Raw genomic sequence first — 26,348 nt, 5'->3', positions numbered from 1 at the left:
CACAGCAACGCCGCACCAGGGAGCTGTTTTCCATGAGCGCCGAGACTCCTGCCGCCGCACCCGGCCAGTTCACCCGCCGGAGGCTGCAGTTCCGCGCCTGGCGGGGCACGCGTCCGTTCTGGGCCGGTCTGTTCGTCTTGCTCGGCGGCTTTCCGATCATGTACTTCCCGTACGCCCACCTCCAGCTCGGCCACCTGACGCTGGCGATGGCGACCACCGCGGGAGCCGGATCCCTGATCATCGGTGTGCTGCTCATCGTCCTGGGCATCAGCCTCTGGTTCCAGAAGCACGTGCGGACCTTCGCGGGAGTCGCCGCGATCCTGCTCGCGCTGGTGTCCATCCCCGTGTCCAACTTCGGTGGCTTCGTCATGGGCTTCCTGCTCTCCCTCATCGGTGGAGCGATGGCCGTGGCCTGGGCGCCGGGCGCGACCGAGCAGCCGCAGCCGCCGGCCGAGTCGGCGCCGGGCGTGGGCGGTGCTCCTGAGGCCGCTCCGCTGCCCCACGAGGGCACGGACCCGGTGAGTGAGTCGAACGACCTGTCAGGAACGAGCCCGGCCAACGGGGCGAACGGGAGGCACAGTGCCGGCTGACGAGGTGACCCGCGGGACCGATGTGGACGGGTCCCGTGCGAGAACCGGGCCCCGCCACGCGGTACCCAAGAAGCCGCTGTTCACCAGGTTCCACATGCCGGCCGGCAAGGCGATCGCCTCCGTGGCGATGCCGACCGCGGTGCTCATGGGCATGGGCTTCACATCCACGCTCGCCCTCGCCGACAACAACGGCGGTCCGTCGCCGTCGACGACGTCCAAGAGCCTGACGGCCGACGAGTACAAGGACTGCGTCAAGGCGCTGGACGGCTCCGAGACCCCCTCGGCCTCGCCGTCGCCGTCCGCCTCGGACAGCAAGTCCGAGGACCCCGCCACGCCCTCCAAGGACACCGGGGACGCGAAGGGCGCCGAGGACACGACGGACACGAAGGGTTCGGACACGGCCCCTTCGTCGGATTCAGGTTCCGACGACAAGGCCGCGCCCAAGCCGACCGAGACCTCCGGCTCCGCCGACTCCGGTTCGGGCTCCGGCTCGTCGGACTCGGGTTCGGGCTCCGGTGGCGACACGGCGACGCCCAGTCCGTCCGCGTCCCAGAGCACCGGCGGCGGTCTGCTGGACACCATCGGCGACACGCTCGGCGGCATCCTCACCGGTGGCGAGAAGGACTCCGGTACGGCCACCGCGAGCCCGACGCCGTCCGCCTCCCCGTCGTCCTCCGGCGCGTCCACGGACCCGGCCTCGAAGAGCGACACGTCGTCGTCCGGTTCCCAGGTCTCCGACACCGTGAAGGACACCGCCTCCGAGGCCGGCAAGACGGTCGAGGACACGGTGAAGGACACCACCGGCACGGTCTCCAAGACCGCCGAGGACACCGTCAAGGCGGCAAAGGACGCCGCCGGGTCGGCGACCCCGGCCCCGACCCCGTCCGCGAGCGACTCCGCCTCCGCGGACGACTGCCCGGTGGCCACCGACGACGAGAGCGGCGTCGACAACAAGACCCCTGTCGCGGACGACCCCTGGTACCTGAACGCCAGCTCCCTGCTGCTCAAGGGTGCCGACTATCAGGGCATCGTCGAGGTGAAGACGGCCAACGGCACCAAGAAGAAGGTGCTGAAGTACGTCATCTCCGACGGCACGGACATCGGTGACCTGCACCAGACGGTGAACGACAAGCAGGCGGGCAAGACCTACCACGTGCAGGCGTCCAAGGGCTCGACGTCGACCATCCGGGGCGGCGACACCGTGATGTACACCGAGAGCATATCGGGCAATCTGTTCGGTCTGATCCCGGTGACCTTCAGCCCCGACAGCCCGCCGCCGCTGAACATCCCGCTGATCTACTTCACCAACGTGAAGGTGGTCCAGGCCGCCCAGTTCGGCGGCAACCTGCACGTGCCCGGCATGCACGTGTACACGACCGACTGACCGGTCGCGCAAGCTCGTTCGGGAGCCGCACACGACTGAGGGCGCCCCCTGTCACAGGGGGCGCCCTCAGTCGTGTGCAAGGCCCTTGCGGGGCCCGTCAGTTGCTGCCGCCGATGTGGTGGACGCGGAGCATGTTGGTGGTGCCGGGGACGCCGGGGGGCGAGCCGGCGGTGATGATGACCGTGTCACCCGCGTCGAACCGGCTCAGCTTGGCGATCTCCTGGTCCACCAGGTCGACCATCTCGTCGGTGGTGTTCACGAACGGCACGACGTGCGACTCCACGCCCCAGCTGAGGGTGAGCTGGTTGCGCGTGGCCTCGTCCGTGGTGAAGGCGATGATCGGCTGGCACGCGCGGTAGCGGGAGAGGCGGCGCGCGGTGTCACCGGACTTGGTGAAGGCGATCAGGCCCTTGCCGCCGAGGAAGTCGGCGATCTCGGCGGCCGCACGGGCCACCGAACCGCCCTGCGTGCGCGGCTTCTTGCCCGGGACCAGCGGCTGCAGGCCCTTGGAGAGCAGCTCCTGCTCGGCCGCCTGGACGATCTTCGACATCGTCCGGACCGTCTCGATCGGGTACGCGCCCACGCTCGACTCGGCCGAGAGCATGACCGCGTCGGCGCCGTCCAGGATCGCGTTGGCCACGTCGGAGGCCTCGGCGCGGGTCGGACGGGAGTTGGTGATCATCGACTCCATCATCTGGGTCGCCACGATCACCGGCTTGGCGTTGCGCCGGCCCAGCTCGATCAGGCGCTTCTGCACCATGGGGACCTTCTCGAGCGGGTACTCGACGGCGAGGTCGCCACGCGCGACCATCACGCCGTCGAACGCCATCACGACGTCCTCCATGTTCTCCACCGCCTGCGGCTTCTCCACCTTGGCGATGACGGGGACCCGGCGGCCCTCCTCGTCCATGACGCGGTGCACGTCCTGGACGTCCCTGGCGTCCCGGACGAAGGACAGCGCGACCAGGTCGCAGCCCATGCGGAGGGCGAAGCGCAGGTCCTCGATGTCCTTCTCGCTCAGCGCGGGCACGTTGACGGCCGTGCCGGGCAGGTTGATGCCCTTGTGGTCGGAGACGACACCGCCCTCGATGACGATCGTCTTCACCCGGGGGCCCTCGACGTCCAGGACCTTCAGCTCGACGTTGCCGTCGTTGATGAGGACCTGGTCGCCGCGCGACACGTCGCCCGGCAGACCCTTGTACGTCGTACCGCAGATGTGCTTGTCGCCCGGCACGTCCTCGGTCGTGATGACGAACTCGTCACCGCGCTCCAGCTCGACCGGACCCTCGGCGAAGGTCTCCAGGCGGATCTTCGGGCCCTGCAGGTCGGCGAGGACACCGATGGCCCGGCCGGTCTCCTTGGCCGCGGCCCGGACGCGGTCGTACCGCGCCTGGTGTTCGGCGTGGGTGCCATGGCTGAAGTTGAACCGGGCCACATTCATGCCCGCCTCGATCATGGCGACGAGCATCTCGTGGGAGTCGACCGCGGGGCCGAGAGTACAGACGATTTTCGAACGGCGCATGGGGCGATCCTATCGGTTTGTTTCGCTACGGAATATTCCGTCTGGCGGAAGATACAAATGAGTGCCACACCGCTCAGGTGCTATTCAGTTGTGCTTTCCGACCAGTGCGTAGGTCTGCGTCGCGATCTCCAGTTCTTCATCCGTCGGCACCACGGCCACGGCCACCCGCGCCGACTCGGGCGAGATCAGCCGCGGCGCGTCGCCGCGTACGGCGTTGCGGTCCGGGTCGACCGCCAGGCCCAGGCTCTCCAGGCCCGCGACCGCGGCCTCCCGTACCGGCGCCGCGTTCTCGCCGACCCCGGCGGTGAAGGCGACCGCGTCGACCGTTCCGAGCACGGCGTAATAGGCGCCGATGTACTTCCTGAGCCGGTGAATGTAAATGTCGAAGGCGAGCGCGGCCTCTTCGTCGCCCTCGTCGATCCGGCGGCGGATCTCCCGCATGTCGTTGTCCCCGCACAGACCGAACAGGCCGCTCCTCTTGTTGAGAAGAGTGTCGATCTCGTCCATGGACATTCCGCCAACACGCGTCAAATGGAAGATGACGGCCGGATCCAGATCGCCGGACCGTGTACCCATCACGAGCCCCTCCAAGGGCGTCAGCCCCATGGAGGTGTCCACGCACCGGCCCCCCGCGACCGCCGACGCGGAGGCGCCGTTGCCCAGGTGCAGCACGATGACGTTGACCTCGGACGGGTCCTTGCCCAGCAGCTCCGCGGTCCGCCGCGACACGTACGCGTGCGAGGTGCCGTGGAAACCGTAACGGCGGATGCGGTGCCGGTCGGCGATCTTCGGGTCGATCGCGTAACGCGCCGCCGACTCCGGCATGGTCGTGTGGAACGCCGTGTCGAAGACGGCGACCTGGGGCAGGTCCGGGCGCAGCGCCTGCGCGGTGCGGATGCCGGTGAGGTTGGCCGGGTTGTGCAGCGGGGCGACCGGGATCAGCCGCTCGATCTCGGAGAGCACCTCGTCGTCGATGACGGTCGGCTCGGTGAAGAACATCCCGCCGTGCACCACCCGGTGCCCGATCGCGGCCAGTTCCGGCGAGTCCAGGCCCAGCCCGTCCCGGCCCAGCTCCTCCGCGACGGCCTTGAGGGCGGCTTCGTGGTCGGCGATCGGCCCGGTGTGCTCGCGGGTGTCACCGGTGCCGAGGCAGGTGTGCTTGAGCCGGGAGGTCTGCTCGCCGATGCGCTCGACCAGGCCCACCGCCAGCCGGCTGCTGTCCCGCATGTCCAGCAGCTGGTACTTCACCGACGAGGAGCCGGAGTTGAGGACGAGGACGCGGGTGGGGGAGGTCACTGCTGGGACGCCTTCTCGTTGAGGTGCTGGGCCTGGATCGCCGTGATGGCGACAGTGGTGACGATGTCCTGGACGAGCGCGCCCCGGGACAGGTCGTTGACCGGCTTGCGCAGGCCCTGCAGGACCGGGCCGACGGCGATCGCGCCGGCCGAGCGCTGTACGGCCTTGTAGGTGTTGTTGCCGGTGTTGAGGTCGGGGAAGATCAGCACGCTGGCCTGTCCCGCGACCTCGGAGCCGGGCAGCTTGGTGGCGGCGACGGACGGCTCCACGGCCGCGTCGTACTGGATCGGCCCCTCGATCTTCAGGTCGGTCCGGCGTGAGCGCGCCAGCTCGGTGGCCTCGCGGACCTTCTCGACGTCGGCGCCCGACCCGGACGTGCCCGTCGAGTACGACAGCATCGCGATCCGCGGCTCCACCCCGAACTGCGCCGCCGTACCGGCCGACTGGATGGCGATGTCCGCCAGCTGCTCGGCGTTCGGGTCGGGGTTGACCGCGCAGTCGCCGTAGACCAGCACCTTGTCGGCCAGGCACATGAAGAACACGGACGACACGATCGAGGAGTCCGGCCTGGTCTTGATGATCTCGAAGGCCGGCCGGATGGTGGCCGCCGTGGAGTGCACCGAGCCGGACACCATGCCGTCGGCCAGGCCCTCCTGGACCATCAGGGTGCCGAAGTAGTTCACGTCGGAGACGACGTCGTAGGCCAGCTCGACCGTGACGCCCTTGTGGGCGCGCAGCGCCGCGTACTTCTGGGCGAAGGCGTCGCGCAGCTCGGAGTCGGCCGGGTCGATCAGCTGGGTGTCGCCGAGGTCGATGCCGAGGTCGGCGGCCTTCTTGCGGATCTGGTCGACCGGGCCGAGCAGGGTCAGGTCGCACACGCCCCGGCGCAGCAGCACCTCGGCCGCGTGCAGCACCCGCTCCTCGGTGCCCTCCGGGAGGACGACCCGCCGCTTGTCGGAGCGGGCCTGCTCCAGCAGCTTGTGCTCGAACATCATCGGGGTGACCCGGTCACTGCTCGGCGCCGAGACCCGGCGGGCCAGGTCGGCGGTGTCCGCGTACCGCTCGAACAGGCCGAGCGCGGTCTCCGCCTTGCGCGGGGTGGCCGCGTTCAGCTTGCCCTCCAGGGAGAAGAGCTGCTCGGCGGTGGGGAAGCTGTTGCCGGACACGGAGAGCACCGGGGTGCCCGGGGCCAGGCGGGCGGCGAGGGTGAGGATCTCCTCGCTCGGCACCTCGTTCAGCGTGAGCAGCACGCCGGCTATCGGCGGGGTGCCGGCACTGTGCGCGGCCAGCGAGCCGACGACCAGGTCGGCGCGGTCGCCCGGGGTGACGACCAGGCAGCCCGGGGTCAGGGCGCCGAGGAAGTTCGGCAGCATCGCACCGCCGAAGACGAAGCCCAGCGCGTCCCGGGCGAGCCCCGAGTCGTCGCCGAGCAGCACCTTCGCGCCGAGGGCGTGGCCGATCTGCGCGACCGTCGGCGCGGACAGCGCGGGCTCGTCGGGCACGACCCAGCAGGGCACCGGCAGCCGGTTCGCGAGCCGCTCGGCGATGTCCTCGCGATCCTCGCGGGCGACCCGGTTGGTGACCATGGCGAGCACGTCGCAGCCGAGGCCGTCGTAGGCGCGGTAGGCGTTGCGCGTCTCGGCGAGCACGGCCTCGGCGCTCTGCTTGCGGCCGCCGACCACCGGGATCACGGAGGCGCCGAACTCGTTGGCGAGGCGGGCGTTGAGGGACAGCTCGTCCGGCAGCTGCGTGTCGGCGAAGTCGGTGCCGAGAACCAGGACGACGTCGTAGTCCCGGGCCACCAGGTGGAAGCGGTCGACGAGCGTGGAGACCAGCTCGTCGGTGCCCTGCTCGGCCTGGAGCGCGGACGCCTCGTGGTAGTCCATGCCGTAGACGGTCGCCGGGTCCTGCGAGAGGCGGTAGCGCGCCCGCAGCAACTCGAACAGCCGATCGGGGCCGTCATGGACGAGCGGACGGAAGACCCCCACCCGGTCGACCTGCCGGGTCAGGAGTTCCATGACTCCCAGCTCCACGACCTGGCGGCCGTCACCGCGGTCGATCCCGGTCACGTACACGCTGCGCGTCACGTGTCCACTCCGTTCCTCATGTCTTGTACGTCGCGACTTCGGCATAAAAATCGCCCACCAAGGTGAGCAGAACCCTCTTGACAATACCCCTGGTGCCGGATAAGGCGCCCGTCAAGGCTTCACCTCTCCGGCGGACGTGGAACAATCGACACTGGCTCACCGGTACACGACAGCGAGCAGGAGACACAGCACGATGCGCATCGGAGTTCTCACCGCAGGCGGCGACTGCCCCGGCCTGAACGCCGTGATCCGGTCGGTCGTGCACCGGGCGGTGACGCAGTACGGCGACGAGGTCATCGGTTTCGAGGACGGCTACCGGGGTCTGCTCGACCGCCACTACCGCACCCTCGACCTCGACGCGGTCAGCGGCATCCTGGCCCGCGGCGGCACCATCCTCGGCTCCTCCCGCCTGCAGCGCGACCGGCTGCGCGAGGCCTGCGACGGCGCCGCCGACATGGTCGAGGAGTTCGGCATCGACGCGCTGATCCCGATCGGCGGCGAGGGCACCCTGACCGCGGCCCGGATGCTCTCCGACGCCGGTCTCCCGGTCGTCGGCGTCCCCAAGACGATCGACAACGACATCTCCTCCACCGACCGCACCTTCGGCTTCGACACCGCCGTGGGCGTCGCGACCGAGGCGATGGACCGCCTGAAGACCACCGCCGAGTCCCACCAGCGGGTGATGGTCGTCGAGGTCATGGGCCGGCACGCCGGCTGGATCGCCCTGGAGTCCGGCATGGCCGCCGGCGCGCACGGCATCTGCCTGCCCGAGCGCCCCTTCGACCCCGCCGATCTGGTCAAGATGGTCGAGGAACGCTTCGCCCGCGGCAAGAAGTTCGCCGTCGTCTGCGTCGCCGAGGGCGCCCACCCCGCCGAGGGCACCATGGACTACGGCAAGGGCGAGATCGACCAGTACGGCCACGAGCGCTTCCAGGGCATCGGCACCGCGCTGGCGTACGAGCTGGAGCGGCGCCTGGGCAAGGAGGCCAAGCCGGTCATCCTCGGTCACATTCAGCGCGGCGGCGTGCCCACCGCCTACGACCGCGTCCTCGCCACCCGCTTCGGCTGGCACGCCGTCGAGGCCGCGCACCGCGGCGAGTTCGGCAGGATGACCGCGCTGCGCGGCACCGATGTCGTGATGGTGCCGCTCGCGGAGGCGGTCACCGAGCTGAAGACGGTGCCGAAGGACCGGATGGACGAGGCGGAGTCGGTCTTCTAGGAGGCCCTGTCCTCCATCGCCGTCCAGAAGTTGCCGACGATCCGGTCGAGGAAGTCCCGGCCGGACTCGCTGGCGCTCCTGCTGCCGCCACCCCAGCTGAGGGTGGCGGCCATGTGCCCCTGGTAGTCCTGGTGCAGCCGCTGGAGAACCTCCTCCAGGGCGTCCTTGTCCAGCGGGACCAGTTTCATCACCGGCCGCACATAGGCCTGCCAGCGGGTCGTCACGGCGCTGTGCAGCAGGTCGGCGAGCTTGCCCTCCCGCCCCGTGACGGCCACGAAGTCCGGCAGGGCGAGTTCCAGCACCCGGGCGAGCGCGGCCGACTGGCGCTCGTTGCCCCGCCAGTCGCCGCGCTCCTCCATCCGCAGATAGCCCGGCAGGTCCATGCCGACCGCGTGGGCGACGTCCTCGGGTGCGAGGGTGCGGGCGATGCGATGCTCGCGCAGGGTCCGCGGCCGGCCGATGAGTTCGCCCGGAGAGCACCACAACACGCCTGCCAGCGCGGTGAGTTCGGGGTTGCTGGGGAGGGCGGTGCCGCGTTCCCAGGCGGTCACGAGGTCAGGGGTGACGTACGGCAGCCCGTAGGAGACGCGCAGTCCGTAGGCGACGTGCTCGGGCCCCATGCCGAGCGCGGCGCGGAGCCTGCGGGCGGCCGGGGCGTTGAACGGGGGAGCCGAGGGGCTGGGTCGGGATGAGGGTGGGCGCACCCCGGACAAGGTAGGGGTGCCCCGCGGTGCTGACTACGGTCGGTTCCGCCGAGATCACGGATGGTAGGAAGCTACGGCTTGATCGCGGAGGGTGATCTGGCACCCGGTGTCACCCCCGCGTGACCTGGTGTTACCTCGCGTCACCCCTTCACCGCACCACCCAGCGCGAAGCCGTTCCCCAGCCGGCGGGCCACCAGAACATACAAAAGGATCACCGGCGTCGAGTAGATCACGGAGAACGCGGCGAGCTGTCCGTAGGCCACCATGCCCCGGTTGCCGAAGAAGTCGTTGATGCTGACCGAGGCCGGCATCCGGTCCGGGGTGAGCAGCAGCATGAACGGGACGAAGAAGTTTCCCCACATCATCACGAACGAGAACACGGTGACGACCGCGACGCCCGGCCCCATCAGCGGCAGCACGATCCGGGCCAGGGACTGCAGCGAGGACGCCCCGTCCGTCCAGGCCGCCTCCTCCAGCTCCTTCGGCACCCCGTCCATGAAGTTCTTCATCAGCCAGATGGCGAAGGGGAGCTGGGAGGCGGCGAAGAAGAGGATCGTGCCCTGCAGCGTGTCGATCAGATTCACCCGGACGAACAGCGCGTACACCGGCACCATGATCGCCGTGATCGGCAGGCTCGTCGCGAACAGGATCGTCAGCAGGAACGGCCGGTTGAGCCGGGAGCGGAACCGGGAGAGCGGATACGCGGCGAGGGCGGCGCAGACGACGGTCACGGCGGTGGCGCCCCCGCACAGGACCAGGCTGTTGAGCAGCGGGGTGTAGGTGATGTCCGGGGTCAGGACCGCGTCGAAGTTGTCCAGGGTGAGCCCGTCCGGGACCCTGACCCTGAGGCCGGCGTGCGGGTCCACGGACGACAGCAGCACCCAGGCGAGGGGCAGCGCGAAGGCGACGGCCACGGCGAGGAGCGAGAGATCGGCGGCCAGGCGCCGGGAGGCGCGCTTGCGGGGCATCAGACCTCCGTCCGCAGCAGGCGCAGGTAGACGACGGAGAACAGGGAGCCGACGAGCAGCAGGAGCAGGGCGACCGCCGTGCCGTACCCGATCATGCTGTTCTGGAAGGCCTGTTCGTACATGAAGAGCGGCAGGGTCTGGCTTCTGTCCCCGGGCCCGCCCCGGGTCATCACCCAGATCAGCCCGAAGACGGACAGCGTCTGCAGGGTGTTCAGCATGAGGTTGGTGCCGATGGAGCGCCGGATCATCGGCAGCGTGACATGCCACATCCGCCGCCATCCGCCCGCCCCGTCCACCTCCGCCGCCTCCGTGATCTCGGCGGGTATCTCGTCCAGGGCGGCGGAGTAGACGAGCATCGAGAAGGCCGTCCCGCGCCAGACGTTGGCGAAGGACACGGCGAGGACGGGCAGGGTGAACAGCCAGTTCTGCCGGGGCAGATGGAGCCAGTCCAGGATGGCGTTGAGGGTGCCCTCGCGCCGGAAGAACGCGTAGAGCAGAAAGCCCGCGACGACCTCCGGCAGCACCCACGCGGTGACGACGACCCCGCCGATGAGGGTACGGACCGGTTTCGACGCACGCTTCATGAGCGCGGCCAGGGCGAGCCCCAGGGTGTTCTGCCCGATCAGCGACGACAGCACGGTGAACACCAGGGTCAGCCAGACGGCGTTCAGGAACGCGTCGTCCTGGAAGGCCCTGCGGAAGTTGGCGAGGCCGACGAAGGAGGAGTGGGCCTGGCCGGTCAGCTGCAGGTCGGTGAAGGCGATGTAGACGCAGTAGGCGATGGGACCGGCGAGGAAGAGCAGTATCAGGACCAGAGCGGGGGTGAGCGGGAGGGCCCTGGTGACACGGCGGTGGCGCCTCACTTCTGGATCACTCGGTCGCCGGTGACGTCCCTGAGGGCTGAGGCGTAACCGCTCGCCGCCTTCTCGACGGACGCGTCGCCCGTCGTCACGCTCTCCATGGCCTCCTGCACGGCCGTCGACACCTTCGGGTACGCCGGATAGGCGGGCCGGTAGTGGGTGTTTCCCACCAGGCCGGTGAAGAACGCGATGCCGGGCTGGGCGGTGGTGTAGGCCGGGTCGGCGGCGACGTCCTCGCGGACGGCGATACCGGAGTTGGCGATGTACCACTTCCGGGCGTTGTCCTTGGTCTGCATCGTCCTGATGAAGTCGAAGGCGAGGTCCGGGTTGCCGGCCTTGGCCGGGATGGACCAGGTCCAGCCGCCGGACATGCTGACCTTGCCCGGCGCCTGCCCGTGCTGGGTCGGCATGTACGCCAGGCCCAGCCGCTTCGACCAGTCCGGCCACTCGTGCCCGCTGCCCGGCAGCCAGTCCTGCGGCAGCCAGGAGCCGTCGAGGTCGATGCCCAGCTTGGCCTCGGGCAGGAGTTCACCGCGCACGGCGGTGCTGAAGTTGGGGTCGAGGGCGTCGGAGACGTCCGGGCCCAGCTTCTCCCGGTACACGGTCTCGACGAACCTCAGCGAGTCCTCGAACCCCTGGCTCCCGGCGATCCACTTCTTGCTGCCGCTGTCGTACAGGGGATCCGTCCTCCCGTCGCCCGTGCCGTACAGCAGCATCTCGAAGCCCTGCATGGTGGCGGCCTCGCCGGCGGGCTTGCCGGTGTAGACGTTGAGCGGAGTGACACCCGGGACCTTCCGCTTGATGGTCCGCGCGGCGGTGAGGACGTCGTCCCAGTTCTTCGGCTGCCAGTTCCCGGGCAGGCCGGCCTTCTTGAACACCCGTTTGTCGAACCACAGACCGCGGGTGTCGGTGCCGTCCGGGACGCCGTACGTCTTCCCGTCCTGCCCCCTGGCCGCGGCCTTCGCCGTGTCGATGAACCGGCTCCAGTCCGGCCACTTGGCGAGATAGGGATCGAGCGGCTTCAAGTACCCGCTGGTGATGTCGGAGTTGATGAGGAAGGTGTCCTCGTAGACGAGGTCCGGCGCCGTGCGCGGGGACCGGAGCATCTGCTGGAGCTTGGTGTAGTACTCCGAGTCCGGGGCCTTGATGGGGACGAACTTGACCTTCTTGCCGGGGTACTTCTTCTCGAACTGCTCCTTGATACCGGCGAGGTAGGTGTCCATCACCTTGACGGAGTTGTCGGTGGACTGCTTGTAGGACACCTTGACCGTGTCCGGGCTGCTGCCGGAGCCGTCGCCGCACCCGGTGAGGGCGGTGGCGGCGAGGGCGGCGGCGAGGAGGGCGGTGAGGGCGGCGGTGGGGCGCACGGGCATGACCTCCTGCGGGCGCACATCGGCGTGACGTGGCGTGGAGATGGCTGCCGAGCGAACGTAAGAGGAGTGGTCTAGTCAGGTCAATGAGTGTGCGCGGGATTGCGCGTCCTGACCTCGGGGTGTCACCGCCCCTGGGGGACCCACCGGTACACCAGCTCCGGCCGTCCCACCTGCCCGTACAGCGGGCTCCGGCCGGCCCGGCCCGCCTCGACCAGGTGTTCCAGGTAGCGGCGGGCCGTGATCCGGGAGATGCCGACCGCCTCCGCGAGCCCGGCGGCCGTGAGTCCTTCCGGCACCTCCCGCAGCGCGCCCGTCACCCGCTCCAGCGTCGGCCCGCTGAGCCCCTTCGGCAGGGCCGCCGGTGACGGGGCGCGGAGCGCCGCCAGGGCCCGGTCGACCTCGTCCTGGCCGCTCGCCTCACCGACCGCCGCGTGGAACTCGGCGTAACGGACCAGACGGTCCCGCAGGGTCGCGAAGGTGAACGGCTTGAGCACGTACTGGACGACGCCCAGGGAGACGCCCTCGCGGACCACCGCCAGGTCCCGGGCCGAGGTGACCGCTATGACGTCCGCGTGATGGCCGGCCGCGCGCAGGGAGCGGGCGAACTGCAGGCCGTGCACGTCCGGCAGGTGGAGGTCCAGCAGCAGCAGGTCCACCGGGGTGCGGTCCAGGACACGGCGGGCCTCCGCGCCCGTGTGCGCCTTGCCGACCGCGACGAAGCCCGGCACCCGGTCCACGTACATCACGTGCGCGTCGGCGGCCACCGGGTCGTCCTCCACCACCAGCACTCTGATCGGTCCGGGATCCGTCATGGCCTGCCGCCTCCCGGCGCCGGGGAGGGACCGACCGCCGCCCCGCGCAAGGGCAACCGCACCTCGAACACCGCTCCGCCCTCGCCGTCCTCGTCGGACTCCGCCACCGTCAACGTGCCCTCGTGGCGGGTCACCGCCTGCCGGACCAGGGCCAGCCCGAGACCCCGACCGCCGGGTCCGGCCGGCTTCGTCGAGAACCCCCGCTGGAATACCAGGTCGGCATGGGCGGGGTCGACACCGGGGCCGGTGTCCGTCACCCGCAGGACCAGTTCGGCGTCCGAGGCGTACGCCGTCACCGTCACCCGCGCTCCGGCACTGCCCTGCGCCGCGTCCACCGCGTTGTCGATCAGATTGCCGAGGATGGTCACGAGGTCCCGCGCGGAGACGCTGTCCGGGAGCAGGCCGTCGTCCAGGCGGCTGTCCTGCGACACCACCAGCTCCACGCCCCGCTCGTTGGCCTGGGCCGTCTTGCCCAGCAGCAGTGCGGCCAGTACCGGTTCGCTCACCGCCGCGACCACCTGGTCGGTCAGGGCCTGGGCCAGCTCCAGCTCGGCCGTCGCGAACGCCACCGCCTCCTCGGCCCGGCCCAGCTCGATCAGCGACACGACCGTGTGCAGGCGGTTCGCCGCCTCGTGCGCCTGCGAGCGCAGCGCCTGCGTGAAGCCCCGCTCGGAGTCCAACTCGCCCATGACGGACTGCAGTTCGGTCACATCCCGGAGGGTGACGACGGTACCGCGCCGCTCCCCGCCGGACACCGGGGAGGTGTTCACGACCAGGACCCGGGAGGCCGTCGGATGGACCTCGTCGACCCGGGGCCCCGAGGCCAGCAGCGCGCCCGTCAGCGGGGCCGGCAGACCCAGGTCCGCCACCGAGCGGCCGACCACGTCCTCCTCCTCGCCCACACCCAGCAGCTCCCGTCCGCCGTCGTTGATCAGCGCCACCCGGTACTGCCCGTCCAGCATCAGCAGGCCCTCGCGCACCGCGTGCAGTGCCGCCTGGTGGTAGTCGTGCATCCGGCTCAGCTCGGTGGCGTTCATGCCGTGGGTGTGCCGGCGCAGCCGGGCGTTGACGATGTACGTGCCGACCGCGCCCAGCAGCAGGGTTCCGCCGGCCACCCCGAGCAGGGCCGTGACCTGGTCCTGCACCCGGGCGCTGATCGCCTCCACCTTGATCCCGGCGCTGACCAGGCCGATGACGCGGCCGTTGTCCTCCACCGGGGTCACCGCCCGCACGGACGGGCCGAGCGTGCCGGTGTACGTCTCGGTGAAGGTGTGCCCGTGCTGGGCGGGACCTATACGGCCGAGGAAGCGTTTGCCGATCTGCTTCCGGTCGGGGTGGGTCCAGCGGATGCCGTCCGGGTTCATGATCGTGACGAAGTCGACGTCGGCGTCCCGGCCCACCTGAAGCGCGTACGGCTCCAGGGCGGCCGTCGGGTCGGGGGTGTGGATCGCCGACCGGACCGAGGGGGCGTCGGCGATCGACCGGGCCACCGCCGTGACCTGGCGGACCGCCGCGTCCTCGGCCTGCCGCTGGTCGCTGATGTAGGTGAACAGCGCGTATCCGGCCACGACCACCGCTATCAGCACGGCCTGCATGGCGAACAGCTGGCCCGCCAGGCTGCGGGGTCGGGGAAGGGCGGGTACGCGCATGTCAGCAGTGTGCCTCTCCGGTTGAGTGAGAACTAAATGAACGGAAGGGTGACCGCCCTCACACGCCGGGAGATAGTCACGGCATTCCCTTAAACGCCCGGACGTGAGCCGCACGCCGGTTGTTCGCCGACGAAGACGTCAAGGAGGGCAGTCGTGGCCGCCAGCACTCCCGATACGGCACCTGCCGCAGCCCGCGTGAAGCGGGACCGGACCCATTACCTGTACATCGCCGTCATCGTGGCGGTCGCGCTCGGCATCGCCGTGGGACTCATCTGGCCCGATGCCGCGGTCGAGCTGAAGCCGCTGGGCACCGGCTTCGTGAACCTGATCAAGATGATGATCTCGCCGATCATCTTCTGCACCATCGTGCTCGGGATCGGTTCCGTACGGAAGGCCGCCAAGGTCGGTGCCGTCGGCGGTATCGCCCTCGGCTACTTCCTCGTGATGTCGCTCGTCGCGCTCGCCATCGGCCTCGTCGTCGGCAACGTGCTGCACCCGGGCGACGGGCTGCACCTGACCGACGCGCTCAAGCAGACCGGGCACGACCAGGTCTCCAGCGAGGCGCTGCCGCCCGTCGACTTCGTGCTGTCGATCATCCCGACCACGTTCGTCTCCGCCTTCACCCAGGGCCAGGTCCTCCAGACGCTGCTGGTGGCCCTGCTCGCCGGGTTCGCGCTGCAGGCCATGGGGTCGGCCGGGCAGCCGGTGCTGCGCGGCGTCGAGCACCTCCAGCGGCTGGTCTTCCGCATCCTGTCCATGGTCATGTGGGCCGCGCCGATCGGTGCGTTCGGTGCCATCGCGGCGGTCGTGGGCTCCGCCGGACTGGACGCCCTCAAGAGCCTCGGCGTCCTGATGCTGGGCTTCTACATCACCTGTTTCCTGTTCGTCTTCATCGTGCTCGGCGCGCTGCTGCGGATCGTCGCGGGGGTGAACGTCTTCGCGCTGTTCAAGTACCTCGCCCGTGAGTTCCTGCTGATCCTGTCCACCTCCTCCTCCGAGTCCGCGCTGCCGCGGCTGATCGCGAAGATGGAGCACCTCGGTGTCAGCAAGCCGGTCGTCGGCATCACCGTGCCGACCGGGTACTCCTTCAACCTCGACGGCACGATGATCTACATGACCATGGCCTCGCTCTACATCGCCGACGCACTGGGCACGCCGATGTCCATCGGGGAGCAGATCCCGCTGCTGCTCTTCCTGCTGCTGGCCTCGAAGGGTGCGGCGGGCGTCAGCGGTGCGGGTCTCGCCACCCTCGCCGGTGGTCTGCAGTCGCACAAGCCCGCGCTGGTCGACGGCGTCGGCCTGATCGTCGGCATCGACCGCTTCATGAGCGAGGCGCGGGCCCTGACGAACTTCGCGGGCAACGCGGTCGCCACGGTGCTGGTGGGCACGTGGACCAAGGAGATCGACAAGGGGCGCGTGCGGCAGGTGCTCGCGGGTGAGCTGCCGTTCGAGGAGACGACACTGATGGATGAGGGCCGGGTCACGGTTGCCGAGGTTCCCGAGCCCAGGGAAGAGGAGCTGGCCAAGGCCTAGGGGGCCGCCGGGCCGGCCGCCTCGGGTGCCCGCGGGCGTCCTCGGCCGGTCACCCGGTTCCCCGCGCCCCTTCGGGCGCACCCGCTCCGGACGTCCGGCCCCGCCTGAACCCGGGCCGGGCGTCCGGTCACCGCCGCCGGGCGGCCGAGTCTCCCCCCGTAACTCGGCCGCCCGGCTTCCTCACGTCTCCTCACTCACCCCGGCCACCAGCGCGGTGGCCGTCGAGGCGGGTACGCCCGCCGCGGTCAGCACGGCGACCGTGGCCGAGCGGCCCGCCTCCCGTGCTGTCAGCAGCCCGTCGTTCACCGCCTCCATCACCGCGAACAGCATCTGCTCGTGCACGTACGCCAGCGCGGGCGCGGGCAGCGGTGAGTCGAACACGCCCTGGTCCAGGCCCTGTTGGAGCAGCTGGACCTTGCCCTCGCGCAGCGGCGCGAGGCGTTCGCGGATGCCCTGGACGGTGACCGTGCGCTGGGCCAGGGCGATCAGCAGCCGGTAGCGGTCGGCGATCTCCCAGATCGCGAGCACCGAGCGGGCCACCGCCTCGGCCGGGTCGCTCACCGTGCCCCGGGCGCGCGTGTCCGCGTCCGTCAGCGCCTCCACCGCCTCGTCCACCAGCGTGCTGATCAGCGCCTCCCGGCTGGGGAAGTGGCCGTACACCGTCCGGCGTACGACGCCCGCGGCGCGCGCGATCTGGTCCATCGAGGCGTCGGGGTCGCGCAGCAGTTCGGCGAGAGCGACGTCGAGGATGCGGCGCCGGTTGGCGTCGGCGCGGCTGTTACCCGTGGTCATGGCGGTCATTCTGCCTCCCTCAGCCGACTTGCACAGCACTGTGCAGCGGCGTACATTGCACATGGTTGTGCAATTGCACGTCAGTGTGCAAATCGTGGTGCGCAACCTCGTGCAAGCTCCCGTCGCACATCCGAGGAAGGCGATCCCTGCCATGCGACTCGTCATGACCGAACCGGTCGAGAGGACGGACCGGCCCTATGCCCGGCGCTGGTGGGCACTGCTGGTGCTCTGCCTGAGCCTGCTGATCATCGTGATGGCGAACACCGCCCTCACCGTCGCGGCGCCCGACATGACGAAGGACCTCGGGCTCTCCAGCGCCGACCTGCAGTGGGTGATCGACGGCTACACCGTCCCCTACGCGGCGCTGATGCTGCTGCTCGGCGCGATCGGCGACAAGTACAGCCGGCGTGGGGCGCTCGTCCTCGGACTGGTCGTCTTCGGCGGCGGTGCCGTCTTCGGATACCTCGCCGACAGCTCCGCCACCGTCATCGCGGCCCGTGCCGTGATGGGCGTCGGCGCGGCGCTGATCATGCCCGCCACCCTCTCGCTGCTCGCGGCGACCTTCCCGCGGGCGGAGCGGGCCAAGGCCATCACGCTGTGGACCGCGACCGCCGGGCTCGCCATCGCCGCCGGACCGGTGGTCGCCGGCGCCCTGCTGCGGGACCACGGCTGGTCCTCGACCTTCCTGATCAACGTGCCCATCGCCGCGGTCGCGATCATCGGCGCCCTCGTCCTCGTACCGCCGTCCAGGGCCGGACACCACGACCGCATCGACTACGTCGGCGGCCTGCTGTCGGTGATCTGGACCGGCTCCCTGATCTACATGATCATCGAAGGCCCGCACTTCGGCTGGGGCGTCAAGGCCGTGACCGCCGCGGTCGTCGCCGGTGCCGGCCTGCTCGCCTTCGTCCTGTGGGAGCTGCGCCACCCGCGCCCGATCCTCGACGTGCGCCGCTTCGCCCACCGCCGGTTCGCGGGCTCCAACCTCGCCGTCGCCCTGTTCTTCCTCGCCGTCTTCGGCGCCTTCTACTACCTCACCCAGCACCTGCAGTTCGTCCTCGGCTACGACGCCCTGGAGACCGGCGTACGCATGCTGCCCCTGGCCGGCGCGGTGTTCGTCGGCTCGGCCCTGACCGGCTGGCTCACCCCGCGCGTCGGCATGAAGTGGACCGTCAGCGCGGGCATGGTCGGCGGTACGACCGCACTCGCGCTGCTGACCCGGGTGGACGCGGGCTCGGCGTACGGCGACTTCGTGGCGCCCCTGATCATCCTGGGCCTCGCCATCGGCCTCGCCCTCTCGCCCTGCACCGACGCCATCATGGGCGCGTTCCCGGAGTCGGAGCTGGGCGTCGGCGGCGCCGTCAACGACACCTCGCTGGAGCTGGGCGGCTCGCTCGGCATCGCCATCCTCGGCTCGTTGCTCGCGACCTCCTACGGGGACCACCTCACCGACGCCACCGCCGGCAGCAAGCTCCCGGCGAGCGCCCTGGACACCGCACGGGACTCGGTCGGCGCCGGGTACGCCGTGGCACAGGGCATCGGTGAGCAGGCGCACCAGCTGGGCGCCCGGGCGGCGCGGACGACGGACCCGCAGCAGGCCGCGCAGCTCAAGCAGCAGGCCGGCGAACTCGCCACCGGTGCCCACCGGATGGCCGACGCCGTCGGCTCCGCCTTCTCCGACGCCGTGGCCCACACGAGCCTGGTCGGCGCGGTGATCCTCGGCGTCGGCACGATCCTGGTGGCCTTCCTGCTGCCCCGACACGAGGCCGCCGCACCCGAGGCGACCGAAGAGACGAAGAAGCCGCAGGAGCAGGAGCCGGAAGGGGAGCAGGAGAAGGAGCAGGAGAGGGAGAAGGGGAAGGAGAAGGCGCCCGCGGACAACGCGACCGCCTGAGCACCACCTCGCGAACGCGGGCGGAGACCCTTCACGGGGCCTCCGCCCGCGCCGCGTCATCGCGGGTGCCGGGTGGTGCCTTGACTTGACGTCGACGTCAACACCTACGGTCGTGGGTATGCGAATCGGCGAGCTGGCCGCCCGGGCCGGGACCACCACCCGCACCCTGCGCTACTACGAGGCGCGGGGACTGCTGCCCGCCCGGCGCGACGACAAGGGGCACCGCGCGTACGACGAGAGCGACCTGCGGCTGCTGCGGCAGATCCGGACGCTGCAGGACTTCGGGTTCGATCTGGAGGAGACACGGCCGTTCGTGGAGTGTCTGCGCGCCGGGCACCCGGCGGGCGACTCCTGCCCGGCCTCGCTCGTGGTCTACCGCCGCAAGCTGGACGAGCTGGACGCGCTCATCGGGCAGCTGACGGCGGTGCGGGGGACGGTCGCGGGGCAGCTGGAGCGGGCCGAGCGGGCCAGGGACGAGCTGGCCGCCGAGGCGCTGGTTCCGGGAGGTCCGGAACCCGTGTGCGAGCTGGGAGGGCCGACAGGGTGAGTTTGGTGAGCGGACTGGCCGAGGTGACGGAGGACGACTTCGAGACGGAGGTGCTCGGCGCCGACCGGCCGGTGCTGGTGCAGTTCACGGCCGACTGGTGCGGGCCGTGCCGGCAGCTGGCCCCGGTGCTGAAGGACATCGCGGCCGAGCAGGGCGACCGGCTGAAGGTCGTCCAGCTGGACGTCGACCGCAATCCGGGGACGACGGTCGCCTACGGCGTGCTGTCCACGCCGACCCTCATGGTGTTCCGGGGAGGCGAGCCGGTGCGTTCCATGGTGGGGGCGCGGCCCAAGCGGCGGCTGCTGGAAGAGCTGGCGGACGTGCTGTAGAACGAGGGTTCCGCCCACAAGAAATCCCCCGGGCAATTGCGCCCGGGGGATTTCTGTGCGTATATTCAGTGGTTCACGTCTTCTATTAGAGAAGGCGCGGAGAAGTTCAGTGAGCACAGTATATCCGGGCGGGAGCGGAATTGTCAAACACCGACTTTCCAGATGATGAATTGCGGCATGAGCAGGAATTCATCGACGGACTCTACGCGCGCGTGGACGTGTTGCGCGGCGAGGCCGAGGTCTCGGTCTCGGACGCGCTCGCCCAGGGCGACAAGCCCCTGCAGGCCCGGCTGGAGCGGGACATCCTGGTCGCCGAGCGCTCGGGACTGCTCGCCGCGCTGAACGCCGTGGACGGCTCGCTCTGCTTCGGCCGGATCGACCTCTGCGACGGCGCCACCCACCACATCGGCCGGATCGGACTGCGCAAGGAGGACACCGAGCGCACTCCGGTCCTCATCGACTGGCGGGCCGACGTCGCCCGCCCCTTCTACCTGGCCACCGGCCACACCCCGATGGGCCTGCGCCGCCGCCGGCACATCGCCACCGAGGGCCGGACGGTGACCTCCCTGCACGACGAGATCCTCGACCTCGGCGACGCCACCCGCACCGGGCACGAGGACCCCAGCGGGGACGCCGTGCTGCTGGCCGCGCTGAACTCGGCGCGCACCGGGCGCATGAGCGACATCGTGCAGACCATCCAGGCCGAGCAGGACGAGATCATCCGGGCGCCCCACCGCGGCGTACTGGTCGTGGAGGGCGGCCCCGGCACCGGCAAGACCGCGGTGGCCCTGCACCGGGCGGCCTATCTGCTCTACGAGCACCGGGAACTGCTCGCGCGCCGGGCCGTGCTCATCGTCGGCCCGAACCCGGCCTTCCTCGGCTACATCGGCGAGGTGCTGCCCTCCCTCGGCGAGACGGGGGTACTGCTGGCCACGGTCGGCGAGCTGTTCCCCGGCGTGCGGGCCACCGCCACCGACACCCCCGGGGCGGCCGCCGTGAAGGGCCGCGCCGGCATGGCCGACGTGCTCGCCGCCGTCGTGCGCGACCGGCAGGCCCTGCCCGACCCGGTCATCGCGATCGAGCACGACCGCGAGGTGCTGATGCTGGACGACGGCCTGGTGAGCGTCGCCCGGGACCGCACCCGTGCGGCCAAGCTGCCGCACAACGTGGCCCGTGAGCACTTCGAGGGGCACATCCTCAACACGCTGACCGAGCTGTACGCCGAACGCGTGGGCACCGACCCGTACGACGGCAGCAGCCTGCTGGACGCCTCCGACATCACCCAGATCCGCGACGAACTCGCCGAGAACCCCGAGGTCTGGTCCGCCATCGACCGGTTGTGGCCCCGGATCACCCCGCGGCGGCTGCTCGCCGACTTCCTCGCGGAGCCGGACGGCTACCTGCCGGAGGCGGACGCCGACGCGATCCGCCGCCCGGTGACCCGCGCCTGGACCGTCGCCGACGTGCCCCTGCTGGACGAGGCGGCGGAACTCCTCGGCGAGGACGACCGGGTGGCGAGGGCGCGGGCGGAGCGCGAGCGCGAGACCCAGGTCGCCTACGCCCAGGGCGTCCTGGACGTCTCGTACGCCTCCCGCACCTACGAGTTCGAGGACAAGGAGGACGGTGACACCGACGCCTCCGAGGTGCTGTCGGCGCACGACATCATCGACGCCGAGCGGTTCGCCGAGCGGCAGGAGGAGGCGGACCACCGCAGCGCCGCCGAGCGGGCCGCCGCCGACCGCACCTGGGCGTTCGGGCACATCATCGTGGACGAGGCGCAGGAGCTGTCGCCGATGGCCTGGCGGCTGCTCATGCGGCGCACCCCCACCCGCTCGATGACGCTGGTCGGAGACCCCGCGCAGACCGCCGAGGCGGCCGGCGTCGGCTCCTGGGCGGACATCCTCGCCCCGTACGTCGAGGACCGCTGGGAGCACACCCGCCTCGGCGTCAACTACCGCACCCCGTCCGAGATCATGGACCTGGCCGCGGCCGTGGTCCGCGCCGAGCACCCGGACTTCGAACCGCCGAGTTCGGTCCGGTCCACGGGGGTACGGCCCTGGGTGCGGGACGCCGGCGACGACCTGCCCGGCACGGTCGCCAAGGCGGTCGCCGAACTCACCCCCACCGAGGGCCGGCTGGCGGTCATCGCCCCGCGCGACCTGCACCGCCGCATCGCGGCCCGGCTCGACGGGGTCACGGCCGGCGGCGAACCCGACCTGACACGGACGGTCGTCCTCCTGGACCCCCGGCAGTCCAAGGGCCTGGAGTTCGACTCCGTGCTGGTGGTCGAGCCGTCCCGGTACGGCACGAGCGACCTGTACGTGGCCCTGACCCGGGCCACGCAACGGCTGGGCGTGCTGTACACCGGCGAACCGCCGATCGCGCTCAGGCCGGCCGCAGCCACACCGTAGCCAGCGGTGGCAACGTCAGCCGGATGCTCGCGGGGCGGCCGTGCAGGCCCTGCGGCTCCGGCTTGACGGCGTCCGGGTTGGTCACGTCGCCGCCGCCGTACCGGCCCGCGTCGGTGTTCAGGACCTCCACCCAGGCCGGGATGTCGTCCGGGACGCCGAGCCGGTAGTCCTGGCGGACCACCGGGGCCAGGTGGGAGACGGCGAGGAGTGGGGTGCCCTCGGCGTCGAGGCGCAGGAACGCGAAGACGTTGTCGTCCGCCGCGTCCCCGGTGATCCACTGGAAGCCCGCCGGGTCGGTGTCCCGCTGCCACAGCGCCGGGGTCGCGCGGTACAGCGCGTTCAGGTCCCGTACGAGGTCCCGCACCCCCCGGTGATCGGCCTCGGCGCCGTAGGACGGGTCGAGCAGCCACCAGTCGGGGCCGTGCGCCTCGGACCACTCGGCGCCCTGGGCGAACTCCTGTCCCATGAAGAGGAGCTGCTTGCCGGGATGGGCCCACATGAAGCCCAGGTAGGCGCGGTGGCCCGCCCGCTGCTGCCACCAGTCGCCCGGCATCTTGGACACCAGGGACCGCTTGCCGTGGACCACCTCGTCGTGGGAGATGGGCAGGACGTAGTTCTCGCTGTACGCGTAGACCATCGAGAACGTCATCTCGTGGTGGTGGTACCTGCGGTGCACGGGCTCGTGGCTCATGTACTGCAGGGAGTCGTGCATCCAGCCCATGTTCCACTTCAGGCCGAAACCGAGGCCGCCGAAGCCGCTCGGGCCCTTGTGGTGGGTGGGCCGGGTGACGCCGTCCCAGGCCGTGGACTCCTCGGCGACGGTCACCACCCCGGGGCAGCGCCGGTACAGGGTGGCGTTCATCTCCTGCAGGAAAGCCACCGCGTCCAGGTTCTCCCGTCCGCCGTGCTCGTTCGGCGTCCACCGGCCCGGCTCGCGCGAGTAGTCCAGGTAGAGCATCGAGGCGACCGCGTCCACCCGCAGGCCGTCGATGTGGAACTCCTCGCACCAGTACACCGCGTTCGCCACCAGGAAGTTGCGGACCTCGCGGCGGCCGAAGTCGAACTCCAGCGTGCCCCAGTCGGGATGGGCGGCCCGCAGCGGATCGTGGTGCTCGTACAGCGGCCGCCCGTCGAACTCGGCCAGCGCCCACTCGTCGCGCGGGAAGTGGGCCGGCACCCAGTCCATCAGCACGCCGATGCCGGCCTGGTGCAGCCGGTCCACCAGGTACTTGAAGTCGTCAGGGGTGCCGAGGCGGGCCGTCGGGGCGTAGAAGCCGGTGACCTGGTAGCCCCAGGAACCGCCGAAGGGGTGCTCGGCGACCGGCATCAGCTCCACATGCGTGAAGCCCATCTCCGTCACGTAGGCGGGCAGCTGCTCGGCCAGCTGCCGGTAGGTGAGCCCCGGGCGCCAGGACGGGAGGTGGACCTCGTAGACGGAGAACGGGGAGGCGTGGACCGGGGTGTCCCCCCGGCGGGCCAGCCATTGCGCGTCGCCCCACTCGTGGTGCGAGACGTGCACGATCGAGGACGTGGCGGGCGGGATCTCGGTGCGGCGGGCCAGCGGGTCGGCGCGCAGGGTGCGGGAGCCGTCCGGGCGGGTGATCTCGAACTTGTACAGCTCGCCCTCGCCGATGCCCGGCACGAACAGCTCCCAGATCCCGGAGGAGCCGAGCGAGCGCATCGGGAAGCCGGTGCCGTCCCAGAAGTTGAAACCGCCGGTGACCCGGACGCCCCGCGCGTTCGGCGCCCACACCGCGAACCGGGTGCCGGACACGCCCTGGTGGGTCGTGACGTGCGCGCCGAGCGCCCGCCACAGCTGCTCGTGCCGGCCCTCGCCGATCAGGTGCAGGTCCAGTTCGCCGAGCGTGGGCAGGAAACGGTAGGCGTCCTCGGTCTCGTGGACCGTGCCGTCGTACGTCACGAGCAGCCGGTAGGCCGGGATCTCGGTCAGCGGCAGGAGTCCGGAGAAGAAACCGTCGCCGTCGTCGTGCAGTTGCGCGCGCAGCTCGCCGGAGACCACGGTGACCGCCTGCGCGTAGGGGCGGAAGGCGCGGAAGGCGACACCGCCGGGGACCGGGTGGGCGCCGAGGACGGCGTGCGGCTCGTGGTGGGTGCCGCGCAGCAGCCGCTCGCGGTCGCCGGCGTCGACGGCGGGGGAGACGGCGACCTCCAGGGCGGGCGGCGCCGGCTGCGGGGGCACCTGCGTGGCCTTCTTCGCCACGCCCTGCTTCTCCGCGCCCTGCTTCTCCGTTCCCTGCTTCTCCGTTCCCTTCTTCTCGGTCCTGGTCTTGCCGGACTTGTTCTTCGAGGTGGCTGACTTCTTGGACGTCACGAGCGAGTCTCCCGGGCGAGGATCAGATCGGTTCGGACGTGGCGAGGCGACGGACCGCCGACAGCGGCACGGGGAGCCAGTCGGGCCGGTGCCGGGCCTCGTAGACGACCTCGTAGACCGCCTTGTCGGTCTCGTAGGCCCGCAGCATCACCGGATCGGTGCGCGGGTCGCGGCCGGCCACCTCCGCGTACCCGGAGCAGTAGGCGGCCCGGCAGGTGCGCGCCCAGTCCGGGGCGGGCTGGGCCGCCGAGTGGGCCGCGTAGTCGAAGGAACGGAGCATCCCCGCGATGTCCCGCACCGGCGGCTGCGCCATGCGCCGCTCGGCCAGCGGACGGGCCGGCTCTCCCTCGAAGTCGATCAGCGACCACGCACCGGACGCCGAGCGCAGGCACTGGCCGAGGTGCAGATCGCCGTGGACGCGCTGGGCGGTCCAGGTGCGCCCCTCGGCGGCGAGGCCGGCCAGCGCCTCGTACGCGGACCGCAGCCCGCGCCCGTACGGCCGCAGCGCGGGCACCGCCTGCACGGCCGCCTCCAGCCGCTCGGTCATGCCGTCGACCAGCAGCTGAAGCTGGGCGTGGCCGAGGGTGACCGTCGGCAGGGCGCGGGCGAGCGTGGTGTGCACCTCGGCCGTGGCCCGGCCCAGCGCCCGCGCCTCGGCGGCGAAGTCCTCGCCCTTGGCCAGCTCGCGCAGCGCCAGCTCCCAGCCGTCGGTGGCACCGCTGACGTAGGGCTGGAGCACGGCCAGGACGTACGACCCGTCGGGTTCACCGTCCAGCTCGGCATGGAGCCACGCCGTCGGTGCGGGTACCCGCGGGCAGCTCTCGCGGGCCAGGGCGAGAGGTATCTCCAGGTCCGGATTGACGCCGGGGACCACCCGGCGCAGCAGCTTCAGGATAAACGTATCGCCGTAGACCACCGACGAGTTGGACTGCTCGGCGGTCATCAGCCGGGCCACGAGGCCCTCGCGGATCTCCTGGCGCGTGTCCCGCTCGAAACGCAGCCCGCCGATGCGGGCCTGGGTGCGCAGTGCCTCCAGGAGCACCTCGGCGGGCCGGGGGTCGTGCAGGGCGTCGTACACCGTGCGTCCGGCGAGCGGTCCGTCCTCCACGTGTCCGATCAGCGCGGGCGCCAGCCGGGGCGGCAGCGCCTCGCGCACGCCTATCAGGAGCTGGTAGCAGTCGCCGGGGTGCGGCGGTGCGCCCAGCGTGGACGGCTGGTGGACGCGCAGCAGCAGGTGGTACAGGCCCAGCCGGCCGTCCGGGGGCAGGAGCCGGGTGGCGGCCACGGGGGTGAACCCGGTGACCGGGCGCCCCTTGCCCGCGAACCATCGCTGCCGTGGCAGCCATGCGCGCAGCAGGGGTTCGAGCGAGGCGAGAAGGTGGTTCGTGGGACCGGTGGTGCCAGGGGAGGTACCGAAAGGGGTGACCGTTTCCGCCATGGGCGTCACGTCCTTTCCCCGGGTCGTCGGGGTGTTACTGATGCGTGCCCCGGGTGGGGCGGTGGAAACGCCCCACCGCCCCACCCGGCCCAACTACGCCGTGTCCCGGCGCAGCCGGAACCAGTAGAAGCCGTGGCCCGCGAGGGTGAGCAGGTACGGCAGTTCGCCGATCGCCGGGAAGCGGACCCCGCCGAACAGCTCGACCGGGTGCCGCCCGCCGAACCGGCTGAGGTCCAGCTCCGTGGGCTGCGCGAAGCGGGAGAAGTTGTTCACGCACAGTACGAGGTCGTCCTCGTACTCGCGCAGGAAGGCGATCACCGCCGGGTTCGACGACGGGAGTTCGGTGTAGGACCCCAGTCCGAAGGCGGGATTCTGCTTGCGGATCTCGATCATGCGGCGCGTGAAGTGCAGCAGGCTGGACGGGGAGGACATGGAGGCCTCCACGTTGGTGACCTGGTAGCCGTAGACCGGGTCCATGATCGTGGGCAGGAAGAGGCGTCCCGGGTCACAGGACGAGAAGCCCGCGTTGCGGTCGGGGGTCCACTGCATCGGGGTGCGTACGGCGTCGCGGTCGCCGAGCCAGATGTTGTCGCCCATGCCGATCTCGT

Annotated in this window: 21 protein-coding genes; 8 read left to right on the top strand and 13 right to left on the bottom strand. The window is 70.9% G+C overall.

All coding sequences use genetic code 11. The features are described 5' to 3' along the window. The first annotated feature begins 32 nt into the window (after positions 1-32). Entirely contained in the window at positions 33-590 is a 558-nt protein-coding gene (locus tag ACZ5CW_RS36090) for a DUF6114 domain-containing protein (RefSeq protein WP_468609105.1), read from the top strand. Beyond that, entirely contained in the window at positions 580-1,974 is a 1,395-nt protein-coding gene (locus ACZ5CW_RS36085; RefSeq protein ID WP_468609103.1) for a hypothetical protein, read from the top strand. Before ACZ5CW_RS36090 ends, ACZ5CW_RS36085 begins: the two co-directional genes overlap by 11 nt. Before the next feature lie 97 nt (positions 1,975-2,071). Here ACZ5CW_RS36085 and pyk read toward each other — a convergent pair whose 3' ends face one another. The 3 genes from pyk to pta all read right to left on the bottom strand — a co-directional run bounded on the left by pyk (position 2,072) and on the right by pta (position 6,879). Then, a complete protein-coding gene (gene pyk / locus ACZ5CW_RS36080; RefSeq protein WP_468609101.1) occupies positions 2,072-3,496 on the bottom strand; it encodes a pyruvate kinase in 1,425 nt (474 codons plus the stop codon). A gap of 84 nt (positions 3,497-3,580) precedes the next feature. Then, positions 3,581-4,792 (bottom strand): acetate kinase, encoded by a 1,212-nt coding sequence (locus ACZ5CW_RS36075; RefSeq protein ID WP_468609099.1) that lies wholly within the window; start codon positions 4,790-4,792, stop codon positions 3,581-3,583. After that, positions 4,789-6,879 carry a phosphate acetyltransferase gene (gene pta / locus ACZ5CW_RS36070; protein ID WP_468609097.1) on the bottom strand — a complete coding sequence of 697 codons (2,091 nt, stop codon included), beginning with the start codon at positions 6,877-6,879 and terminating at the stop codon, positions 4,789-4,791. The genes ACZ5CW_RS36075 and pta overlap by 4 nt, the downstream gene beginning before the upstream one ends. A gap of 193 nt (positions 6,880-7,072) precedes the next feature. Here pta and ACZ5CW_RS36065 point away from each other — a divergent pair, with 193 nt between their 5' ends. Further along, positions 7,073-8,098 (top strand): ATP-dependent 6-phosphofructokinase, encoded by a 1,026-nt coding sequence (locus tag ACZ5CW_RS36065; RefSeq protein WP_468609095.1) that lies wholly within the window; start codon positions 7,073-7,075, stop codon positions 8,096-8,098. On the opposite strand, the gene ACZ5CW_RS36060 is transcribed toward ACZ5CW_RS36065, so the two are convergent. From ACZ5CW_RS36060 to ACZ5CW_RS36035, 6 genes are all read right to left on the bottom strand, one after another. Continuing rightward, positions 8,095-8,802 (bottom strand): helix-turn-helix domain-containing protein, encoded by a 708-nt coding sequence (locus ACZ5CW_RS36060; RefSeq protein WP_468609093.1) that lies wholly within the window; start codon positions 8,800-8,802, stop codon positions 8,095-8,097. The two genes, ACZ5CW_RS36065 and ACZ5CW_RS36060, sit on opposite strands and share 4 nt — an antisense overlap. Before the next feature lie 140 nt (positions 8,803-8,942). Continuing rightward, entirely contained in the window at positions 8,943-9,770 is an 828-nt protein-coding gene (locus ACZ5CW_RS36055) for a carbohydrate ABC transporter permease (RefSeq protein WP_468609091.1), read from the bottom strand. Beyond that, entirely contained in the window at positions 9,770-10,633 is an 864-nt protein-coding gene (locus ACZ5CW_RS36050; RefSeq protein ID WP_468609089.1) for a carbohydrate ABC transporter permease, read from the bottom strand. Before ACZ5CW_RS36050 ends, ACZ5CW_RS36055 begins: the two co-directional genes overlap by 1 nt. Then, on the bottom strand, positions 10,630-12,003 hold the full coding sequence (locus ACZ5CW_RS36045) for an extracellular solute-binding protein (protein WP_468609087.1): 1,374 nt from the start codon (positions 12,001-12,003) through the stop codon (positions 10,630-10,632). The genes ACZ5CW_RS36050 and ACZ5CW_RS36045 overlap by 4 nt, the downstream gene beginning before the upstream one ends. A 122-nt stretch (positions 12,004-12,125) precedes the next feature. After that, positions 12,126-12,815 carry a response regulator gene (locus tag ACZ5CW_RS36040; protein ID WP_468609085.1) on the bottom strand — a complete coding sequence of 230 codons (690 nt, stop codon included), beginning with the start codon at positions 12,813-12,815 and terminating at the stop codon, positions 12,126-12,128. Continuing rightward, on the bottom strand, positions 12,812-14,464 hold the full coding sequence (locus tag ACZ5CW_RS36035) for a sensor histidine kinase (RefSeq protein ID WP_468609082.1): 1,653 nt from the start codon (positions 14,462-14,464) through the stop codon (positions 12,812-12,814). The genes ACZ5CW_RS36040 and ACZ5CW_RS36035 overlap by 4 nt, the downstream gene beginning before the upstream one ends. A gap of 153 nt (positions 14,465-14,617) precedes the next feature. Here ACZ5CW_RS36035 and ACZ5CW_RS36030 point away from each other — a divergent pair, with 153 nt between their 5' ends. Next, positions 14,618-15,997: a cation:dicarboxylate symporter family transporter gene (locus ACZ5CW_RS36030; RefSeq protein WP_468609080.1), complete on the top strand. Its 1,380-nt coding sequence runs from the start codon at positions 14,618-14,620 to the stop codon at positions 15,995-15,997. Positions 15,998-16,177: 180 nt separating this feature from the next. On the opposite strand, the gene ACZ5CW_RS36025 is transcribed toward ACZ5CW_RS36030, so the two are convergent. Continuing rightward, positions 16,178-16,798, bottom strand: coding sequence for a TetR/AcrR family transcriptional regulator (locus tag ACZ5CW_RS36025; RefSeq protein ID WP_468609078.1), 621 nt, complete (start codon positions 16,796-16,798; stop codon positions 16,178-16,180). Positions 16,799-16,940: 142 nt separating this feature from the next. Between ACZ5CW_RS36025 and ACZ5CW_RS36020 the strand changes: the two genes are divergently transcribed. The 4 genes from ACZ5CW_RS36020 to ACZ5CW_RS36005 all read left to right on the top strand — a co-directional run bounded on the left by ACZ5CW_RS36020 (position 16,941) and on the right by ACZ5CW_RS36005 (position 21,970). Further along, positions 16,941-18,683 (top strand): MFS transporter, encoded by a 1,743-nt coding sequence (locus ACZ5CW_RS36020; protein WP_468609076.1) that lies wholly within the window; start codon positions 16,941-16,943, stop codon positions 18,681-18,683. A gap of 118 nt (positions 18,684-18,801) precedes the next feature. Beyond that, on the top strand, positions 18,802-19,230 hold the full coding sequence (locus tag ACZ5CW_RS36015) for a MerR family transcriptional regulator (protein WP_468609074.1): 429 nt from the start codon (positions 18,802-18,804) through the stop codon (positions 19,228-19,230). Then, positions 19,227-19,559, top strand: a complete 333-nt coding sequence (gene trxA, locus ACZ5CW_RS36010) for a thioredoxin (protein ID WP_468609072.1) — start codon at positions 19,227-19,229, stop codon at positions 19,557-19,559. The genes ACZ5CW_RS36015 and trxA overlap by 4 nt, the downstream gene beginning before the upstream one ends. Before the next feature lie 170 nt (positions 19,560-19,729). Continuing rightward, positions 19,730-21,970 carry a HelD family protein gene (locus ACZ5CW_RS36005; protein ID WP_468609070.1) on the top strand — a complete coding sequence of 747 codons (2,241 nt, stop codon included), beginning with the start codon at positions 19,730-19,732 and terminating at the stop codon, positions 21,968-21,970. Here ACZ5CW_RS36005 and glgB read toward each other — a convergent pair. From glgB to ACZ5CW_RS35990, 3 genes are all read right to left on the bottom strand, one after another. Beyond that, on the bottom strand, positions 21,945-24,302 hold the full coding sequence (glgB, locus tag ACZ5CW_RS36000) for a 1,4-alpha-glucan branching enzyme (protein ID WP_468609068.1): 2,358 nt from the start codon (positions 24,300-24,302) through the stop codon (positions 21,945-21,947). The two genes, ACZ5CW_RS36005 and glgB, sit on opposite strands and share 26 nt — an antisense overlap. Positions 24,303-24,324: 22 nt before the next feature. After that, positions 24,325-25,740: a maltokinase N-terminal cap-like domain-containing protein gene (locus ACZ5CW_RS35995; protein ID WP_468609066.1), complete on the bottom strand. Its 1,416-nt coding sequence runs from the start codon at positions 25,738-25,740 to the stop codon at positions 24,325-24,327. Positions 25,741-25,833: 93 nt separating this feature from the next. After that, a partial coding sequence (locus ACZ5CW_RS35990; protein WP_468609064.1) for an alpha-glucosidase C-terminal domain-containing protein occupies positions 25,834-26,348 on the bottom strand: 515 nt, incomplete at its 5' end.

The organism is Streptomyces sp. NPDC031379 (assembly GCF_055569615.1).
This window is presented reverse-complemented; position numbering and strand designations above follow the sequence as displayed.